The sequence below is a fragment of the Methylomonas sp. TEB genome, assembly GCF_047777895.1.
GTDB lineage: Bacteria > Pseudomonadota > Gammaproteobacteria > Methylococcales > Methylomonadaceae > Methylomonas.
Genome location: NZ_CP180476.1, coordinates 1,639,970 through 1,658,244, shown reverse-complemented (window position 1 = coordinate 1,658,244; position 18,275 = coordinate 1,639,970). Strand labels below are relative to the sequence as shown.

At 53.4% G+C, this 18,275-nt stretch carries 12 protein-coding genes; 5 read left to right on the top strand and 7 right to left on the bottom strand.

Features of this window, described 5'->3' with window-relative positions; genetic code table 11:
• The first annotated feature begins 55 nt into the window (after positions 1–55).
• From ACMXD4_RS07520 to ACMXD4_RS07505, 4 genes are read left to right on the top strand one after another with little or no spacing between them, the layout of a single operon-like run.
• Positions 56–2,215 (top strand): PhnD/SsuA/transferrin family substrate-binding protein, encoded by a 2,160-nt coding sequence (locus tag ACMXD4_RS07520; RefSeq protein ID WP_415880346.1) that lies wholly within the window; start codon positions 56–58, stop codon positions 2,213–2,215.
• Positions 2,212–4,398: a CHASE domain-containing protein gene (locus ACMXD4_RS07515; RefSeq protein ID WP_415880345.1), complete on the top strand. Its 2,187-nt coding sequence runs from the start codon at positions 2,212–2,214 to the stop codon at positions 4,396–4,398. Before ACMXD4_RS07520 ends, ACMXD4_RS07515 begins: the two co-directional genes overlap by 4 nt.
• Positions 4,388–4,837 (top strand): response regulator, encoded by a 450-nt coding sequence (locus ACMXD4_RS07510; RefSeq protein ID WP_415880344.1) that lies wholly within the window; start codon positions 4,388–4,390, stop codon positions 4,835–4,837. Before ACMXD4_RS07515 ends, ACMXD4_RS07510 begins: the two co-directional genes overlap by 11 nt.
• Positions 4,838–4,839: 2 nt before the next feature.
• Positions 4,840–6,504: a diguanylate cyclase gene (locus ACMXD4_RS07505; protein WP_415880343.1), complete on the top strand. Its 1,665-nt coding sequence runs from the start codon at positions 4,840–4,842 to the stop codon at positions 6,502–6,504.
• A 32-nt stretch (positions 6,505–6,536) separates the two neighbouring features.
• On the opposite strand, the gene ACMXD4_RS07500 is transcribed toward ACMXD4_RS07505, so the two are convergent.
• From ACMXD4_RS07500 to ACMXD4_RS07485, 4 genes are all read right to left on the bottom strand, one after another.
• Positions 6,537–6,950, bottom strand: a complete 414-nt coding sequence (locus ACMXD4_RS07500) for an RNA recognition motif domain-containing protein (RefSeq protein ID WP_101055079.1) — start codon at positions 6,948–6,950, stop codon at positions 6,537–6,539.
• A 167-nt stretch (positions 6,951–7,117) separates the two neighbouring features.
• Entirely contained in the window at positions 7,118–8,617 is a 1,500-nt protein-coding gene (locus tag ACMXD4_RS07495) for a phytoene desaturase family protein (RefSeq protein WP_415880342.1), read from the bottom strand.
• On the bottom strand, positions 8,617–10,200 hold the full coding sequence (locus ACMXD4_RS07490) for an aldehyde dehydrogenase family protein (RefSeq protein ID WP_415880341.1): 1,584 nt from the start codon (positions 10,198–10,200) through the stop codon (positions 8,617–8,619). The genes ACMXD4_RS07495 and ACMXD4_RS07490 overlap by 1 nt, the downstream gene beginning before the upstream one ends.
• Before the next feature lie 12 nt (positions 10,201–10,212).
• On the bottom strand, positions 10,213–11,748 hold the full coding sequence (locus ACMXD4_RS07485; RefSeq protein ID WP_415880340.1) for a phytoene desaturase family protein: 1,536 nt from the start codon (positions 11,746–11,748) through the stop codon (positions 10,213–10,215).
• A gap of 317 nt (positions 11,749–12,065) precedes the next feature.
• Here ACMXD4_RS07485 and ACMXD4_RS07480 point away from each other — a divergent pair, with 317 nt between their 5' ends.
• The gene (locus ACMXD4_RS07480; protein ID WP_171696001.1) at positions 12,066–12,911 is read left to right on the top strand and encodes a PA4780 family RIO1-like protein kinase; all 846 of its coding nucleotides are present in this window, start codon (positions 12,066–12,068) and stop codon (positions 12,909–12,911) included.
• Between the two features lie 361 nt (positions 12,912–13,272).
• Here the strand turns inward: ACMXD4_RS07480 and ACMXD4_RS07475 are convergent, their stop codons facing one another.
• The 3 genes from ACMXD4_RS07475 to ppgK all read right to left on the bottom strand — a co-directional run bounded on the left by ACMXD4_RS07475 (position 13,273) and on the right by ppgK (position 17,371).
• Entirely contained in the window at positions 13,273–15,630 is a 2,358-nt protein-coding gene (locus ACMXD4_RS07475; protein WP_415880339.1) for a molybdopterin cofactor-binding domain-containing protein, read from the bottom strand.
• Positions 15,627–16,094 (bottom strand): (2Fe-2S)-binding protein, encoded by a 468-nt coding sequence (locus ACMXD4_RS07470; protein ID WP_415880338.1) that lies wholly within the window; start codon positions 16,092–16,094, stop codon positions 15,627–15,629. Before ACMXD4_RS07470 ends, ACMXD4_RS07475 begins: the two co-directional genes overlap by 4 nt.
• 533 nt (positions 16,095–16,627) lie before the next feature.
• Positions 16,628–17,371 (bottom strand): polyphosphate--glucose phosphotransferase, encoded by a 744-nt coding sequence (ppgK, locus tag ACMXD4_RS07465; protein WP_415880337.1) that lies wholly within the window; start codon positions 17,369–17,371, stop codon positions 16,628–16,630.
• Between the last annotated feature and the right edge of the window lie 904 nt (positions 17,372–18,275).

Sequence of the window (18,275 nt, the reverse complement as noted above, 5' to 3'; positions counted from 1 at the left end):
TACCTAAATGAGCCGTGGCCATTTATTAATGATTACAAACGCTTTGCTTAACCGGATGAAATTTCTGTTACTGGGCTGCTGCGTGCTGTTCAGCTTTTCAGCGCTGGCCGACGCACCAGTGCGAATCGGTGTATTAGCCTATCGGCCCAAGCCGCAAACCCTGGAACAATGGCAAACACTGAGTAAAGTCTTGCACCAGGCCATACCGGAGCGCGAATTCATCGTCGAAGCTTTGAACTACGACGAACTGGAGGCCGGTGTGGACAGTAGCCAATTGGACTTTGTGCTGACCAATCCCGGCCACTATGTCCATATCAGCTATCAACACGGCTTTTCAGCACCGCTGGCCACATTGCTCAGACACGAGGACGGCGGCTCTCAGGATAAGTTCGGCGGCGTCATCTTTGCGAAAGCCGAGCGTTTGGATCTCAACGCACTCGGCGACCTGCGCGGCAAAAAAATCGCCGCTACCAGTCAAGACTCCCTGGGCGGCTTTCAAATGCAAGCCTACGAAGCCGCCCAAGCCGGCATAGACTTAGTCAAGGCATCCCAATTGGTCATCACAGGTATGCCGCACGACGCGGTAACGGAAGCGGTATTGTCCGGGCACGCAGATATAGGCTTTGTCCGCACCGGAGTTCTGGAGGATTTGGCCAAAAATGGCAAGCTCGATCTGCGGCAAATCAAAATCCTCAACGTCCAACCCTCTACTGAATTCAAGCTGCTATCGACTGCACTTTATCCCGAGTGGCCGTTTTTAGCCATGCCCAACGTAGACCGCGCGCTGGCCAAAAAAGTCGCCGGCTGTTTGCTGCTGATGAGCCCCGACCTTATTCCGGGGATTGAAGGCTTTACCATCCCGGCCGATTACAATTCGGTGGAACAACTACTGCGGAACGTGCGCGCCAAGCCGTTCGACGCCGTTCCGTCATTCACGTTGACGGATATTTGGCAACGCTACCCGACACCGATACTGGCACTCAGCGCCGGTGTCATGCTGGTAGTGTTGCTCAGCTTGAGTTTGTTCTGGGTAAACCGTTATCTCGCTGCGGAACGGCGCCGAGTCCGCGAACAGAATATTCGGCTGGCGGATAGCGAATATCGCTGGAAATTTGCTCTGGAAGGCGCCGACGAAGGGGTATGGGATTGGGACATCATCAGCGGCGAGGTGTTTTTCTCGCCGCGCTGGAAATCAATGGTGGGTTATCAACCCGAAGAATTCGCCAATAACTTCGATGCCTGGCGCGACAGCCTGCATCCGGACGATACCGACCGGGTACTGCAAACCCTGTCCGACTACTTCGACGGCAAGAATAAATTGTATTGGGTGGAGTTTCGCATGCGCTGCAAGGATGGACGCTATAAGTGGATACTCGCCAAGGGCATGGTGGTGGCGCACACACCGGAAGGCAAACCGCAACGGATGTTGGGTACGCATGTCGATATCGATAAGCATAAACAGATAGAACAAGAATTAAGGCAAAGCCACGACGCCTTGTTGCGTTCCAATGTCGATCTGGAACAGTTCGCTTACAGTGTCTCCCACGATATGCGCCAGCCTTTGCGCATGGTCTCCGGCCATTTGCAATTTTTGGAACGCAATCTCAGGGAATCACTGGATGAAGACGCGCGGCAAAATCTGAATTTTGCGCTGGAGGGTGCCAAACGGATGGATGCGATGATCGTCTCGCTGCTCGAGTATTCGCGCGTCGGCCGCAAGACTCAACAAAAATCCTGGATTGCCAGCGACGCGGTCCGCGACGAAGTGTTGCAATTCGTCGAACCCTTGGCAACACAATGCCAAGCCAACATCCGTTGCCAAGGCGACTGGCCTATCCTGTATGCCAGCCGCGACGAGCTCAGCCGCCTGCTGCAAAACCTGTTGGTTAACGCCCTGCACTACCGGCAAGAATACCAAGCTCCCATTATCGATGTTAACTCCGAGGTCATTGACGGCTGTTGGCGGCTCAGCGTGCGCGACAACGGCATCGGTATAGACCCCGAACAATTTGATAGGCTGTTTCAGTTCTTTAGCCGCCTGCAAGCCCGCACGCGCTTCGAAGGCACCGGTATGGGCCTGGCTTTGTGCCGGCGCATAATAGAACATCACAACGGCAAAATATGGGTGGATTCCGCCGGCGAAGGCCTGGGTTCCTGTTTTACGTTTGAAATTCCCTTGGGCTATACCCCCGCAACCGACAGCCAGCCGACATGAATAAGCACCCTGAAACTTCGGTCGGCGCCCAGCCACGCTCAAGCCTGAGCAAACCGCGGTATTACAGCCACTGGCTGACGGTGGCAGTCCTGCTGATTACATTGCTCACCAGCTACCAGGCTTGGCGGATTGCGGTTGAAGACTTGGCACACGAACGCCAGCTCTATTTCGATTTCCGCGTCCGGCAATTGGTGCAAAGTATTGAGCAACGATTACAAACTTACGAGCAAATGCTATATGGCGCCCGGGGTTTGTTTGCCGCATCAGGACTGGTAGAACGCAGCGAATATAGGGAATATGTCTCCGCTCTGAACCTCGACCAACGCTTTCCCGGCATCCAGGGCGTGGGCTTTTCGCTGTGGATACCGAAAACCGAGAAAGACCGGCATGTTGCCGAGATGCGCAAACAAGGCTTTGCCGATTACGACATCCATCCCGTCGGCGAGCGGGATTTTTACACATCGATAATTTATCTGGAACCATTTTTAGGTCGCAATCTACGCGCATTCAGTTTCGACATGTTCTCTGAGCCAACTCGAAACCGCGCGATGAGCTATGCCCGCGACAACAATAGCCTGGGCATCAGCGGCAAAGTGATCTTATTGCAGGAAACCGAACAAGACGTGCAAGCCGGCTTTTTAATGTACCTGCCGGTGTATAAAAAGGACGTGCCGCACGACACGCTGGAGCAACGCCGCATCGATCTGCTGGGTTGGGTTTACGCACCATTCCGCACCAAGGACTTAATGGCCGGAATTGGCGGCGAACTAGAAAGCGATTTGGGATTGGAAATATTCGACGGAGAAACATTAAACGAAGAAAGCCGCATGTACGGCTCCGCACCGCCGGCAAACATTCAACCACTATTGACTTCCAAACAACAGATTGTGTTGGCTTGCCACCCATGGACCTTATTGATTCATGCCGAACCGAATTTCCAAGCGCGGGTTGATCAAGACAAGCCATTCATTATCGCCGGCAACAGCGTAAGCCTGAGCCTGCTATTAAGTCTGTTGACTTGGCAATTGGTGAATAGCCGCAGCCGAGCAATGGCCCTGGCAGAAAACATGACCGCCGAATTGCGCGAGAGCGAAAGCCGGTTCCGCGCCATGGCGGACTCGGCGCCGGTGATGATTTGGCTCTCGGACACCACCCAGCGTTATTATTGGTTTAACAAAGTCTGGTTAGACTTTACCGGGCGCAGTATCGAACAAGAACAAGGTAATGGCTGGTCAGAAACAGTGCATCCGGATGAACTGGCGTTTTGTCTAAACCACTACACGCAACACTTTGAAAAACACCTGCCGTTCAGCATGGAATATCGAATGAAACGCTACGATGGTGAATATCGCTGGTTGCTCGACACCGGCATTCCCCGCTACGACGACCACGGCGAATTCGTCGGTTATATCGGCTCGTGCATCGACATTACCGAACGCAGACAAATCAGCATGGCGCTGGAAACCAGCAACGCCGATCTGAGTCGTTTCGCGGAAATTTCCGCCCATCATTTGATGGAGCCGACTCGCCGCTTCGGCAGTTTTACGCAACGCTTACGCAACTCATTGAAGGCGTATCCGGAAGCCTTAGGCGACGAAGACATTAATAGCAGCCTGGATTATCTGGAACACGACGCCCAACGTTTAATCGGTCTGGTACGTGACATTCAACTGTATGTGACGGCCGATCAAGCCCGCGACAAAATGACCCATGTGGACGCCAAAGCCGCAGCCGAAGCGGCTATCCAGGCATTAGCGGACAAGATAGCAACTGCCGGCGCCAGTGTCAGCGTCGGTGAATTACCGCATGCCTTTATCGATCTCCCCCGCATGGCCGAGCTTTTTAGATTGCTTTTGGACAATGCCCTCAAGCACGGCAGGCCAGCTCATTCTGAACACCCCTTACACATCGAAATTGGCGGCGTATCCGATCTGGACGTAAATCGTTATTATGTGCGCGATAACGGCGACGGAATCGATGCGGAATACCGGCAACGGGTCTTTGGAATTTTTGAGCGCCTGCATTATCGCGACAACGAGGCCGGCACCGGGATCGGTTTGTCGATAGCCCGCCGTATCGTCAGCAGTTGCCGCGGCAAAATTTGGATAGAAAGTACGGCGCAGAACGGTACGGCAGTGGTGTTCGAGCTACCCAATATCGAAGGAAATAAGCATGACGGATAAATCAACGCCGCTGTTCGATGTGCTGCTGGTGGAAGACGAACCCGCCGACGCCCATCTGGTGAAAATGAGTTTCAAGGAAAACCGGGTGCGTTGCAATTTGCATCATGTCTGGGACGGTGTCGAGGCGCTGGCGTTTTTGCGGCGGCAAGGTGCCGGCTATACCGATGTGCCGCGCCCGGATTTGATCTTGCTGGATCTGAATATGCCGCGTATGAACGGCCGCGAGTTTCTGGCTAAAATCAAGTCAGAACCGGACTTCTCCAGCATCCCCGCTATTGTCCTGACCACATCCGATATTGAGCGCGACGTAGTGGCAACCTACCAACTAGGCGCCAGCAGTTACATCACCAAACCGGTGGATGTCGAACAATTTATCGCGGCGGTTCGGCAAATCGAAGGCTATTGGTTCAATGTCGTGCGCTTACCCAGCAAGCAATAACTATGACTGAAGCGACAAATTGCTGCGTTTTATTAATTGAAGACGAACCGGGCGATGCCAGCCTGGTTCGGCAATATTTGCGCGCCTCGCCTAATCTGCGTTTTGAGTTGATCTGGCGCGAAAATTTGGCGGATGGCGAACAGATCATTGCCCAACAAAAGATCGACGTGGTGCTGGTGGATTTAAGTCTACCGGATTCGCGCGGTCTGGATACCGTCAGACGCATCCGCAAAGCGACCCGAGTGCTGCCGATTATCGTGCTGACCGGGCACGACGATACCGAATTTTCTCTGAAGGCTCTGGACTGCGGCGCACAGGATTATCTGCTCAAAACCAGCATAGACACCGACAGTCTGATCAGGGCGATACGCTACGCGTTGACGCGAATCAGCCTGGAAAAACGGCTTCACGAGTCCGAACAACGGATGGGTATGGCCTTGCAAAGCGCCAGCCTGGGCTTATGGGATTGGCATATTCCCAGCGGAAAAGTGATTTTCAACGACCTATGGGCCTTGATGCTGGGGTACACGCTTGACGAAGTCGGATCCGATATTGACACCTGGAAACGCTTGGTGCATCCGGATGACTGGCCGTTAATCACAGCCTCTCTGGAGCCGCATTTGCGCGGCGAAACCGAGCTTTACTCTGTTGAACATCGCTTACTTCACAAGGATGGCCATTGGGTTTGGGTGCATGATACCGGCCGCGTGCTGGAGTGGGATTTTCATGGTCAACCAATTCGCGCGGTGGGTATCCATCAGGATATCAGCTTACGCAAGGCGTCGGAGTTGCGCGACCACTTGCTGATATCGGCCCTGGAAACGGTGGAACACGGTGTCGTGATCACCGACATCAATGCCAATATCGAATGGGCCAATAAAGCTTTTGAAACCCTGACCGGGTTTAGCCGCCACGAAGCTATCGGTATGCGGCCCAACGAACTGGTCAAATCCGGCAAGCAAGACCCGGCCTTTTATCACAATTTATGGGACACCATACTGTCCGGAAACACCTGGCGCGGCGAAATCGTCAACCGGCGTAAAAATGGCGAATTTTATGACGAAGAACTGGTGATTACCCCAGTCAAAGACCAGCAAGGCTGCATACGCCATTTCGTCGGCGTTAAGCAGGATGTCAGCGAACGTAAAAGGATGCAAACCGAACTGTGGGAATTGGCAACAACCGACGGCTTGACCGGTTTTTTAAATCGCCGGCACTTTATGGCCCGTCTGGAAAACGAATTTGCCAGGGTGAAGCGCAATAATCACCGAGTAGCGGTATTAATGCTGGATCTGGATCATTTCAAGCAGATTAACGACGGTTACGGACACCCCACCGGCGACGCGATGTTGCAGCACTTTGCCGGCATTATGCGCGCGGAATTACGTCAGATCGATGTCGTGGGCCGGATTGGCGGCGAGGAGTTCGCGATATTCATGCCTGAAACCGATGCCGAACCCGCCATGATCATTGCCGAACGCTTACGTAAGGAGCTGGCCGATACACCGCTGATGATAGATAAGCATGTAATTCCAATAACCGTCAGCATCGGGATTGCCTTAATGCATGCCGATAGCGGTACGGCGGATTGCGTCTTGACCAAGGCCGATAAAGCGTTATACACCTCTAAGGAAAATGGCCGGAACTGCGTGCGCGTCTGGCTTTAGCAGCGGTCTAATACCCAAACGGCATGGCGCCTTTAAAGCGTGATGGGATAAAACACATTGGAAAAATCGACATAAATTTCCACGCTAGCGCCGCGGCGCCGATCCTGAATGCGTTTCTCGATAATCTCACTCGGCACCGGCACCCCATTGCGGCGCCGGTCATTTTTGACGTCGCGCTGTTTGTAAACTCGCACCAAAACCTCGCAACCGTTAAACAACAGGCCGTTCAGATTCTTAATAGCGCGAATACCGGCTTCATCGGAATTCACTGACACCAGGCCGTGATGCTCCAGCTGATTGCTGCGCTTGTCCCGAATCACCATCACGTCGACGGTTATCACGTGCTTGGCCTGTTCTATTAAATCTTCACTGACCGCCATCGCCACGTAAGAATACAATTCGTTGGGCCGGGTCGATGCCGGGATATTCCGAAAAAAAAGCAGCATAAAATCTAGCTAACAGTAGGCATACGAAATAAGCCAAAGGCGCGTGAACACTGCACTCCGGCGCGAATGGGTTTATGCCGGGCTACCCCCAAGCCATGCAAACGCCGCTTAAGTGTAGGCTTAAATTTAACCGGCTTATGCAAATCCTATTTTTTGTCTGCCTGGGGCTAAGCCTGCCCCAAGTCCGCCAAAATCTTATCCCGCACCAACTGTCCGGACAAGGTCACCATCGGCATACCGCCGCCCGGATTGACGCTGCCGCCGACGAAATACAGATTGCTTAATTGCTTGCTGCGTTGCGGGGCCTTGAAGCCGAGATTTTTCCAACGGTCCGCCACCACGCCGTAAATCGAACCCAGATTGGAATAATACTTGGCCTGAATATCCAGCGGCGTCCAGTACTCTTCGGTGACGATGTGTTGGCGCAAATCGGTCAAGCCCATGCGCTCCAATTTTGCCAGCACCCGCTCGCGCAGCGCCCAATAATCATCGGCAGTCAACGGTTTGTCCGGATTGATATGCGGGATGTGCGGCAGGATTTTGATGATCTCGCAACCGTCCGGCGCCTGGCTCGGATCGGTTTTGCACGGCGCGACCAAATAGATCGTTGGGTCGTCGGACAATTTGCCGCTACGAAACACCGCGTCGAAATGCTCGCGCGGATGATCGGAATAAAAGAAATTGTGATGCGCCAATTGCGGATACAACCGGTTCACACCCAAATGCAACACCAAGCCGGAACAGGTCGGCTCGAAGCGCTGCATTTTTTTCAGTTCCGCCGGTGAGTTATGCAGCAATTTGTCCATCGCCGGAATCACTTCCATATTCGATACCACGATGTCCGCCGCCAATACCTCGCCGTCTTGCAGTTTGATGCCGGTGGCTTTGCCGGCTTGGTATTGAATTTCCTCAACTTCGCTGTTCAAACGAATGGTTACACCCAACTCGATAGCCAGTTTTTCCAGCGCTTGCGCCAAACCGTACATGCCGCCCTTGACATACCACAAGCCGTATTCGTATTGAATGTAAGGCATCAGATTCATCAAAGCCGGCGAATCGTAGGGCGACGAGCCGACGTATTTGATGAAGTAGTTGAGGATATCGACCAGTTTGGGATGGGAAATAAAGCGCTTGACGCCCTGATCCATCGACCGAAATACGTCGAAATTCAAGGCGCGGATGGGGCCGTAAAACTTCAGCAATTCCCAGAAGGTATCCAAGCCCTTGGCAAAATAACCAGCTTCGGTTTCCGTGCCCAGCTTTTTGGAATAAGCCATAAAGTTGGCAAATTCGGCGGCAGTATTCGGCCCCAGTTTGTCCAGCTCGCGGCGCTGATTTTCGGGGTCTTCACACAAATCAATCGTCGTGCCGTCTTCAAAGAAATTGCGCCAATGCGGCTCGACTTTTTCGATGCCGACATAATCGGCCATGTTTTTACCGACTTTGGTAAACAGTGCTTCGAAGATATGCGGCATGGTCAGGATCGACGGTCCCAAATCAAAGGTAAAACCGTCTTTAGTCATGATGTTCAGTTTACCGCCGACCTTGTCGTTCTTTTCGACCAACTCCACCGCGAAACCTTCACTAGCCAGCGAAATAGCCGCCGACAAACCGCCCAGACCGGCGCCGATCACGACGACACGTTTATTGTTATTGTTTTGCTTCATCAGTAGTCCCGTTTCCATGACAACAGTAATTTAAGATTTTGCCAGCGCTGAGTTAAATCGAACACTGAATATTCCCGAAAAGCTTGTAGCGCCGGCCAGTTGCGCTTGATGCGTTGCAACAGCGAACCTTCGCCGTAGACAAAGTCCATATAGCCTTTTAAGTCTTGGTAGCGTTGCTCGGAGTACGGAAACCAGTTAGGTTCCTTGGGCAAATGGCTGCGACTGGTCATGCCGGCCACCGGATAGGTAAAACTGCGCAAACCTTCCGCGCCGTGATAACGGCCAAAGCCGCTTTTTTTCACGCCGCCGAACGGCAAGCCGGGATGGCCGATGTTCTTGATCACGTCGTTGACTGCCCAATTGCCCACTTGCAGCTGGCCGGCGACCCGCTCGGCTTTGGCTATGTCCTGGCTCCAGATACTGGCATTCAAACCAAACTCGCTGTCGTTAGCCAGACGGATGGCGTCGGCTTCGTCACTAAAGGCCATCACCGGCAGCAAGGGCCCAAAGCTTTCTTCGCGCATTACCCGCATCCCATGATGCACATGCCACAGTACGACGGGTTTCAGATAATTGCCCTGCCGTTCCAGCGGCCCGGAGGCTTGCGCGCCTTGGGCAATGGCGTCCTGGTAATGCGCCTCGACAACTGCAATTTGCCTTTCGCTGGTCATTGCACCCAAGTCGCCGTGCGGGCCGTGACCAACCTGTAATTGCGAAACGCCCTGTTGCAACAAGCTTAAAAATTCATCGTGACAGTCCTGCTGGACATACAAACGCTCGACCGACACGCAGACCTGGCCGCTATTGCAAAACGCGCCGTACAAGGCCGCATCGGCGGCGCGTTGCAATTGCGCGTCGTTGAATACCAGCATCGGGTCCTTGCTGCCCAACTCCAGCAATACCGGAATGGGGTGTTGCGCGGCGCGCTGCATGACGGCTTTACCGCCAGCCAGGCCACCGGTGAAAAACACCAAATCCGGACCGGCGTCGATCAGCTGCGCCCCGGTCACACCATCGCCGACCAGGCATTGCACCAAACCTTCAGGTAAATCCAATTGCTTGAATAAATCGAAAACCAACTGGCCAATCGGCAAACTTAACTCGGAAGGTTTCAAGAGCACCGCATTGCCGGCAAACAAAGCCGTCAGCATTGGCCCGACCGACAGTTGAAACGGATAATTCCACGGCGAAATCACCGCAACCACACCGTAGGGCCGCCGCTCGATGCCGGTAGTGGCGCCGGGAAAAGCGAAGGGTGACGTGGGAATGTCTTGATAGCCCAGGATATTGGCGGCGTATTTTTGGTAATAGCGGGCCAAATCCAAAACCGGGTAAATCTCGCCCAGCAGGGCTTCGGTGCGGACTTTACCGGTAGTCAGACTGATTTGCTCGCAAATCGCGTCCAACTCGGCCATTAATAAAGGCACCAGCTTGGCTAGAATTTTCGCCCTTTCGGCTACCGGCCGCTTGCCCCAGATTTGCGCCGCTGCACGCGCAGCCAGCATCTGCTGCTGAATCGCCTGTAAATCGCTAACCGGAAAATCGCCCAGCACGCGGCCATCGACCGGCGATACGGCCTGCATAGTCGCCACCGCTTAGGCCTTGGCTTTTTTCAGCCAGGTACTTTGTTGAATTTCCTTGAAATGCACCCGGTGCTTGCGGGAAATCAGATTCGAGGAAATCCGCGCCGACTCGTATATGGTCGGCAAGCCGCTACCGGGATGGGTGCCGCCGCCGACCAGATAACAGTTTTCCAGTTCTTCGAAACGGTTGTGTGGCCGCCAATAGAGCATCTGACTAAATTTGTGCGACAGGCTGAAGGTAGCGCCCTTGTAAACGTGCTCCTCGCTTTCCCAGGTGGCGGGGGTGATGATTTTTTCGCATTCGATATGCTCGCGTAAATCGCTTAAACCCAAACGCGCGCCCAAGGTATCCAGTACTTGTTCGCGCACATCCCGGCAATGTGCTTGCCAATCGACGCCGCTGTCGTTATTCGGCATCGGCACCAATACGTACAGGGCCGATTTACCGGCCGGCGCCAGGCTGGCATCTGTGGCCGACGCGTTTTGCACGTAAAACGAAAAATCCTCGGTTAGGGTTTTGTTGCTGAATATGTTGGCAATATTGGTGCGGTAATCCTTGGCAAACACGATGGTGTGATGCGGCAAATCGTATTGTTTGTCCAGGCCCAGATAGAGCATGAAGGTCGAGCAGGAATACTCGCGTTTTTGCAATTCTTGATGATCGTATTTGCGCAAGGTGCCGGGCTCCAGCAAATGCGTCATGGCGTGGGCAAAATCGGCATTGACGATTACTTCGTCGCCACGGACTTCCTCGCCATTTTGCAACCTCACGCCCTTGGTCGCGCCGTCTTCAACGATCAGCGAGGCAACTTCGGCGTTGAGATGAATCTCGCCGCCGGACTCTGTCACCACTTGCGCCATCGCCGTCGCAATTTTATTTAAACCGCCGGCAACGTGGTAAATGCCGTATTCATGCTCAAGGTACGGCAACATGGTAAACAGTGCCGGGCACTCCCACGGCGACATGCCCAGATACTTGGATTGGAAACAAAACGCCAGGCGCATTTTTTCCTTATCAAAATACTGGCCCAGATTATTGAACACGCTTTTTGGAAACGCCAGCCAGGGCAAAGCCTTGATCAAGTCCAACGAGAAGAACGAAGACCAATTCGAGTAATCGCGGGTAATGCAGGGGTACAAACGATTGAAGCGGCTGCGCTCGTTATCCATGAAACGCTCGTAGCCGGCGCTGCCTTCGTCGAATACCCGTTCCAATTCGGCACGCATGTTTTCCCGGTCGGAAAACACATTGATCTCGCGGTCGTCATACAGCAAACGATACATCGGACTTAGCGGCATGAACTGCATATAGTCCTCGCTGCGCCGGCCGCATAATTCAAACATTTCATCCAAAACACCTTTCATCAACAAAAAGGTCGGGCCAGTATCGAAGGTAAATCCGTTCATCGTAATGGCCCGATTGCGACCGCCGACGTTGGGATGTTTATCGAATATGGACACTTTAAAGCCGCGATGGCTGAGTAACATGCCGGCACACAAGCCTCCGGGGCCGGCGCCAACGATGATGATATGTTTTGAATCTGCCATGATATTAGATGAGCGGTACTTGCCGAGTCGTTTTATAAAAGCGCTAATGTAACAGCAAAATGTCAAAAAGCGACCTATTCACCAACACCAAAGTAAAACCAAGCGCACTAGCAGACGCTACGCGAGCCCGGCAAACCCGATTTTATCTAAGGTTGTAGCTACCGAGAAATCAACGGCGATTCAATGGATAGCCTTTACGAATCGGCGCTTATTGATTTGAGCCGGAGGGGACTATAAGGATTGTTCTCGCGGCTAAAAGTGCATCGATTGGCAGAAGTTTTGCGCGATATTCATGCGAGCGCGGCATAATAGGCACTATGAAAACACCGAAAAGACTTGAACCCCTAATCGATAGCGGCTTGATCGACGAGGTCATAGGCTCGCTGAAGAGCGGCAAGGAAGCCGCCGTGTATGTGGTGCGTTGCGGCTCGGAAATCTGCTGCGCCAAAGTTTACAAGGAGGCCGACCAGCGCAGCTTTAAAAAAAGTGTGCTTTACCAGGAAGGCCGCAAAGTGCGCAATAGCCGCCGTGCCAGAGCCATGGAAAAAGGCAGTAGCTATGGCCGTAAAGAACAGGAATCGGCTTGGCAAAACGCCGAGGTGACGGCTTTATACCGCTTGGCGGATGCCGGCGTGCGAGTACCTAAACCCTATAACTTTATTGACGGCGTGCTACTGATGGAATTGGTCGCCGATGCCGACGGCCACCCGGCACCTAGGCTGAACGATCTGGAAATGCCGGCAGAGCTGGCCCGCGAATACCACGCTTTTCTAATCGGCCAGATCGTGCGCATGCTCTGCGATGGTCTGGTGCATGGCGATTTGTCGGAATACAACGTGCTGGTCGGCAGCGACGGGCCGGTGATTATCGATTTACCGCAAGCGGTGGACGCGGCCGGCAATAACAATGCCCGCGCAATGCTGGAGCGCGACGTCGCCAATATGGCCGCCTACTTCGGCCAGTTCGCACCGGAATTGTTGACGACACACTTTGGTAAGGAAATGTGGAAGCTATACCAAAGCGGCGATTTGCACCCGGAAACCCAGCTGACCGGGCATTTCGCAGACAGTAATAAACCAGCCGATCTACGTAGTGTGATCCGCGAAATAGACGCCGCACGCGAAGACAACGAAGCCAAGCAGCGTTTTCTCCAAACTCCATAGCCCCATCCCTAAAAAAGAAAAAGCCGGTGTTACCCGGCTTTTTCTTACTGCTTGGCACCGCGCTGGCCTATCAGGCATAGGTGTCGATTTTGCTGCCTATTCTTGCATCATTATCGCCATCTGTGTCTTTCACAACCGCTTGCACGGGCGGCGTTGCTGATTGGCTGCGGGCTGTTTCGCTTGGTTGGTGATAGGGAAATACGGTGTTGAACCTACTCCCGATACGGATGACATGATTTATCTCCTCTGGATTGAATAGTACCCGCCATGTTTCGGCCGGCATCCATTTATCGACCGGTTTTACCAAAGCTTTAAACGGGTGCGGCAAGCTAATTCAGCTCACAGCCATGCCCATAAATTCTCAGTCTTTCAGCAGCTGATCGCCTATCGGTAACTGCCTAATCCGCTGCCCGGTGGCGGCAAAAATGGCATTGCATAGTGCTGGCGCAATCGGCGGCACGCCCGGTTCGCCCACCCCGCCCAAGGGTGTATCAAATTCCGCGGGTGGCAGCAGATGTATTTTGATTTCGCGCGGCGCGTCGTCGATGCGCGTGAGTTGATACGCATGAAAATTGTCTTGCTGCACGGCGCCGTTTTTAAAGCTGATTTCACCGAGCGTCGCCAAGCTGACACCCATGATGCAAGCACCCTCGATCTGCGCACGAATCCGCTCCGGATTGACTTGCGGTCCGCAATCCACCGCCACATCGACTTTGGGGATGCTTAATTTGCCGGCCTCATCCACCGCCACTTCCACAACGACAGCCACATAAGTCACAAAGCTGTAATGCGCGGCCAACCCCAAGCCTTGGCCTTTGGGTAGCTTACGGCCCCAGCCGGCTTCGCGAGTGGCCGTTTCGATCACGCGGCGCAGACGGCCGGTATCGACCGGATAAAGCGCAGGCGATTCACCGTGATTCCAGGTGTCGCCCAAACTGGTCGGATCGATACGCCGCGCCGGACCGATTAAATCCAGCAGAAAATCCCGATGATCGCGTCCCGCCGCGGTCGCCATTTCCGCCACAAAGCACTGCACTGCAAACGCATGCGGAATATTGGATACCGAGCGAAACCAGCCGATACGGGTATGCGCGGCGGCTGGCGGATTTTCGATGCGCAGATTGTCGATTGCAAACGGCACGTTAATCACGCCCATCCCCAATTCCACCGGCATCTGTTGCTTGCTGTCCGGTCCGAAAGTAGATGAAATGCTCGGTGCCGCGGTTCTATGCAACCAGGCTACCGGCTTACCCTGCGCATCCAACCCCGCTTCCAAACGCTCCAAGGACACTGTGTGGAAATAGGCATGATGCAAATCGTCCTCGCGGGTCCAGGTCAATTTCACCGGTTTGCCTTGCATCGCTTGCGATAACAAGGCCGCTTCGATGACGTAATCGGGCTTGGATTTACGACCGAACCCGCCACCCAGTAGCGTGACATTCACAGTCACTTTGTCTTCCGGCAGTTTCAGCCATTTGGCGACTTTATCCCGGGTTAATTGCGGCGCCTGGGTACAGGTCCAGATTTCGCAATGCCCCTTGACGATACGGGCCGTCGCGGCCGGCGGTTCCATCGGCGCTTGCGCCAGATGCGGTAAATAATATTCCGCTTCCAGGCGTTTGGCCGCGCCTTGCAATGCGGCATCAACATCGCCTTGCTGGCGCACCACTTTGCCTGGTTGGCGGACGGCGGCTTCCAGTTCGGCTTTGTAGACTAGTGAATCGTAGGAGGCATGCTCCCCGTTGTTCCACTCGATTTTTAAGGCGTTGCGCCCCTGAATAGCCGCCCAGGTATTACTGGCAATCACCGCGACGCCACCCAAGGGATTAAATTCGGCCGGCAGCGGACTGCTGGGCAGTTCAACGACCTTTACCACACCCGGCACCTTCAGTGCGGCGCTGGCATCAAATTTTAAAACTGTGCCGCCCAATACCGGTGGCCGCGCCACGACGGCGTACAGCAGACCTTTCAGCTGGGTGTCTATGCCGTAAATGGCGCGTCCGGACACAATATCGCGGCCATCGTAAAGGCCTTGCCGACCTTTACCGATGTAACGAAAATCCGCCGAATTCTTCAAACGCAAGCTGTCGCGGGCCGGCACCGGCAATTTTGCCGCCGCTTTGGCTAATTCACCGTAGCCCAAGGTTTTGCCGCTGGGGACGTGCAGTATCCGGTGTTGCTCAGCGCGGACTTCTGTTACCGGCACGCGCCAACGCGCCGCTGCCGCAACTTCCAGCATTTGTCTGGCAGCCGCGCCAACCCGGCGCATCGGCATGAAAAAGTGGCGCATGCTGCGTGAGCCGTCGGTGTCTTGATTACCAAAGCGCTTTTCGTCGCCAGGCGCCTGCACGACATGCACCCTGGACCAATCGGCTTCCAGCTCGTCAGCCACCACCATCGGCAAGCTGGTGCGTATGCCCTGCCCCATCTCGGAACGGTGGCAGATGATGCTTACCGCACCGTCGGCGGCGATAGCCACGAACACCAAAGGATTATCGACCCAACCGTGCGGCATCGCGTCGGCACCGAACTTGCCGGCGGCTGCGGGCGCGGCGGCTTCGTCGGCTCTGAGCAAAGTAGGCAGGCCAACGGCCAACACAAAGCCGCTCAAAGCAAACTGCTTGATAAAGGTCCGGCGGCTGACGTTGTCGATCAAATAATCGTCGTCGGTATCGCTTGGCTTGTTATTGGCTTGCAGAAATTCGGCTGAGTTTTTCATGATTGCACCTCCGGCAAACCGGCGGCCTGCTTGATCGCTGCGCGGATCCGCGGATAAGTGCCGCAACGGCACAGGTTACCGCTCATGGCTTTATCGATATCGGCATCGCTGGGTTGCGGATGATTTTTGAGCAAGGCCGTAGCGGCCATCACTTGCCCGGCCTGGCAATAGCCGCATTGCGGCACACCTAGATTCAACCAAGCATCCTGGACTTTCTTACCGGTCTGATCGTGTTCTATCGCTTCGATAGTGACAATTTTTTTGCCCACCGCAGCCGAAATAGGCGTGACACAAGCGCGAGTCGGCTCGCCATCGATATGTACCGTGCAGGCGCCGCACAATGCCATGCCGCAGCCATACTTGGTGCCGGTCAACCCTAATTGGTCGCGCAGCGCCCAAAGCAGTGGTGTGTCAGCGGGCAGATTTATCTTGCGGCTTTTACCGTTGATATTGAGCGTTGTCATGAGTTTTCTCGCTTCGGTCGGCGGTTGATAACGGCGCCGGCACATCCATCAGCAATATCGGCGCGATAGTTCGCAGCATGGTACACGGGCGGGATTGGGCAGTAAAGGCACTTGGCGTTGGAACAACTTAAACGCTGGTACATGGCGTTTTAGTCATTTGGGGATAAAGAAACTACCAGGAATGATACTGATGACGGGCCTCTAGCTATCTCCCGACCTAGAGGCTTGCGTCACCAGCACCACCCATGATTTGCGCTAATCTCCGGCAAGCTTGCAAGGCAACAAGTCAGAAAATTAGTTTTACTACATATGGAAAATATGAGGCTGCCGACTATCTTGTCTGATTGCTCTCACGGAAAAAATTGAATTTTTCACCACCGGCAACCTCATGAGAATCAGGTTACCGCAGGTGATTCGATAGTCAAGGCGACTTGGAAACAGAATTTATTAAAGATGGAAGTATTAACGGCTACTTGAAAAAGCCCTGGTTTTGCCGTTTCTGTGAATACTGTTTGGGACTCAAGCGCCATTGCTCAGACAACTTTGGATTTGGCATACAGCGCCGCGCCGACGATACCGGCTTGATTCAAAAAAGCGGCGGGCTTGACCGGGGTTTTTATGGCTATCTGCTCTTTGAATTTATCGAATTTTTTACTCGCGCCACCGCCCAAAATGATCAGATCGGGCCAGAACAGTTTTTCCATCGTATTCAAATAAACGTTGAAGCGATTACCCCAAGCTTTCCAACCCAAATCTTGCAGTTTACGCGCGGCATCAGATGCGAAGCGCTCGGCCTCCAGACCGTTTTCCAGATACACATGACCCAGCTCCGTATTGGGTAGCAGATGTCCATCGGTAAACAGCGCGGTCCCCAGGCCGGTGCCGATGGTAATCAACAAGACTACACCCACTTGGCCCGCACCCTCGCCAAAATGCATTTCCGCGATACCGGCGGCGTCTGCATCGTTTAAGTTGTGACACTCGCAGTTAGTGGCTTCTGAAAACAATTTATCGATATTGGTGCCGATAAAGGCCTTGGAGATATTCGCCGCCGTGCGCACCACGCCCTGTTGAATCGCGGCCGGAAAACCGCAGCCAATGGGCCCGGTCCAGCCAAAATGCAATACCAACTGCGCCAGCACTGCGGCTACCGCCTCCGGGGTTGCCGGCTGCGGCGTATCGATCCGGTGCCGTTCGGAGACCAGTTCGCCCGTTAAGGTATCGACAATCGCACCTTTGATACCCGAACCGCCAATATCCACACCAAGAATTTGCATAAAATATCCTGAAAGTTTGCCATGCAGATTGGACATTCTAGGCGAAGAGCAGCTAAGAGCTTAGAAAAATTTCCGTCAAAATGATCGGCAAACAAAGGTTGCAGCTATCGATTTTCGGTGTTGAGTAATTGATGAATCAAGTAACCGTGGTCAATTAATAGCCAATTGGCGAGCGCCTGCTTAAATACAGCGACTTGCGCAGACTTTTACCAGCATACCAACAAGCTTATCCACAGTTTTTGTGGAAAACCCCGATCAGCGCCGACAACACTAACACGCAAAAGCTGTTGCCAAAGCAATTACCGGATTATGTACCCGGATTTCTGTTATAAATGCCGCACAACAATAAAGATAACCAGGAGTACAAAATGATTACAGTGACAATTTACCTCTTAACCATGTTTTTTGCCGGCTACGCGATTTACCACGTACGGAGCAAATAGCCCGTCATGTAGATAAAAAAAAGCCTCTACCGAATACCACGATAGAGGCTATAGAGTGTGCAGTGCCGGAGTCACTGCTTACGAGGGAGGTCACACATAAAACATAAAGCACTAGCGGGTCCAACAAAAATCAAAGTTCTGAAAATTCGCAGCAGCGAACGACAGCGTAGATATAACCAACTCATCCATCGAAAAGTTCCAAATACCCACAGTAAACTGAGGATAGGCAATACTGTTTTTCCTAAGCTTACCTGAAGCGTTTATCTGCTCTGCATCAAGCGTTTGCAGTGGCTTTAAACTACGGCTTCACTATAATCCCCTGTCGAAAATTTACAATTAGCCATTTAAGTTATTCATAATTCCCTTTTCATAAACAATAAAACGGGAACTATCGCTGGAATAGCCTATCAACATCGTTTTTGTCCCTGCCGCCCAGAAAGCGGGAATGTGGCGAGATCACC

Excerpts from the sequence above, each read along its gene's own strand:
- ppgK (WP_415880337.1), bottom strand. The coding sequence starts at position 17,371 with ATGCAAATTCTTGGTGTGGATATTGGCGGTTCGGGTATCAAAGGTGCG.
- ACMXD4_RS07505 (WP_415880343.1), top strand. The coding sequence starts at position 4,840 with ATGACTGAAGCGACAAATTGCTGCGTTTTATTAATTGAAGACGAACCG.
- ACMXD4_RS07475 (WP_415880339.1), bottom strand. The coding sequence starts at position 15,630 with ATGAAAAACTCAGCCGAATTTCTGCAAGCCAATAACAAGCCAAGCGAT.
- ACMXD4_RS07495 (WP_415880342.1), bottom strand. The coding sequence starts at position 8,617 with ATGAAGCAAAACAATAACAATAAACGTGTCGTCGTGATCGGCGCCGGT.
- ACMXD4_RS07500 (WP_101055079.1), bottom strand. The coding sequence starts at position 6,950 with ATGCTGCTTTTTTTTCGGAATATCCCGGCATCGACCCGGCCCAACGAA.
- ACMXD4_RS07515 (WP_415880345.1), top strand. The coding sequence starts at position 2,212 with ATGAATAAGCACCCTGAAACTTCGGTCGGCGCCCAGCCACGCTCAAGC.
- ACMXD4_RS07485 (WP_415880340.1), bottom strand. The coding sequence starts at position 11,748 with ATGGCAGATTCAAAACATATCATCATCGTTGGCGCCGGCCCCGGAGGC.
- ACMXD4_RS07480 (WP_171696001.1), top strand. The coding sequence starts at position 12,066 with ATGAAAACACCGAAAAGACTTGAACCCCTAATCGATAGCGGCTTGATC.
- ACMXD4_RS07470 (WP_415880338.1), bottom strand. The coding sequence starts at position 16,094 with ATGACAACGCTCAATATCAACGGTAAAAGCCGCAAGATAAATCTGCCC.
- ACMXD4_RS07520 (WP_415880346.1), top strand. The coding sequence starts at position 56 with ATGAAATTTCTGTTACTGGGCTGCTGCGTGCTGTTCAGCTTTTCAGCG.
- ACMXD4_RS07510 (WP_415880344.1), top strand. The coding sequence starts at position 4,388 with ATGACGGATAAATCAACGCCGCTGTTCGATGTGCTGCTGGTGGAAGAC.
- ACMXD4_RS07490 (WP_415880341.1), bottom strand. The coding sequence starts at position 10,200 with ATGCAGGCCGTATCGCCGGTCGATGGCCGCGTGCTGGGCGATTTTCCG.